Origin of the sequence: Arthrobacter pascens (genome assembly GCF_017052465.1) — a bacterium.
GTDB lineage: Bacteria > Actinomycetota > Actinomycetes > Actinomycetales > Micrococcaceae > Arthrobacter > Arthrobacter pascens.
This window is the reverse complement of sequence record NZ_JAFHKT010000135.1, coordinates 1-704: the sequence shown is the minus strand read 5'-3', so window position 1 is coordinate 704 and position 704 is coordinate 1. Positions and strand designations below refer to the sequence as shown.

1 protein-coding gene is annotated in these 704 nt (G+C 59.2%); it reads left to right on the top strand.

Translation table 11 applies throughout. From position 1 onward, the window contains the following. Window positions 1-76 precede the first annotated feature (76 nt). Entirely contained in the window at window positions 77-520 is a 444-nt protein-coding gene (locus tag JYA52_RS10635) for a hypothetical protein (protein ID WP_205653158.1), read from the top strand. Window positions 521-704: the final 184 nt, after the last annotated feature.

Genomic DNA, 704 nt, shown 5'->3' with positions numbered 1-704 from the left:
CCCCTGTGTGTCAGGCTCTTGTGTGACAGGTTTCTGTCTATACCGGACGGGGCACTCGGGGCGGGGAAGGTCTTTGATGGATTTTGTTATTCCTGTCCGCCATTCCAATCGTCGCTTCACTGTTGACGAGAAAAACGCGATTCTGGATGAGCACGAGAAGTGTTTTGAGCTAGGTTCCAAGGCTGCACTGGCCAGGGCCGTTGGGATCAAAGCTGCGACTATTCGGGAATGGGCGTGTGCCCGGGAATCCGGTGAGCTGCCGGCTGCGGCAGGTTCAAGTTGGGAGGATCCGCGATTGAACGCAGGAGATAAGAAGCAGCTCAAACGCGTATTGAGGGAAAACGAACTCCTCAAGGCCAAGCTGGCACGGTCCGAAGCTGCGGTGGACATTTTGGGAAAAGCTTCCGCGCTCTTGGATGCAATGGCCAAGAGCGCGGCGGCAACCGAGCCACAACTCGAGGAGCCAGAGCCCGGGCGGCCAGAGTGGTTGATGCCAAAGTCTGGAAAGACATTGCCCTGACTTTCGCCGGGAATCTCGTGACAGCCGGCTGGTCAGCGCTGAAGGCTTGCGCGTTGGTAGGTGTGCATCGCACGTCCTGGTACCGGCATCTGAATCCTCCGCCCCCGGCGGGGATCACCGTTCCGCATGCCGACCGGGACTACCCGAACCGGATCACCGCCGCCGAAACCGAGGAGTTTATGGG

What these genes read in the sequence shown, in the direction of transcription:
- JYA52_RS10635 (WP_205653158.1), top strand. Translation starts at nt 77, where the DNA reads ATGGATTTTGTTATTCCTGTCCGCCATTCCAATCGTCGCTTCACTGTT.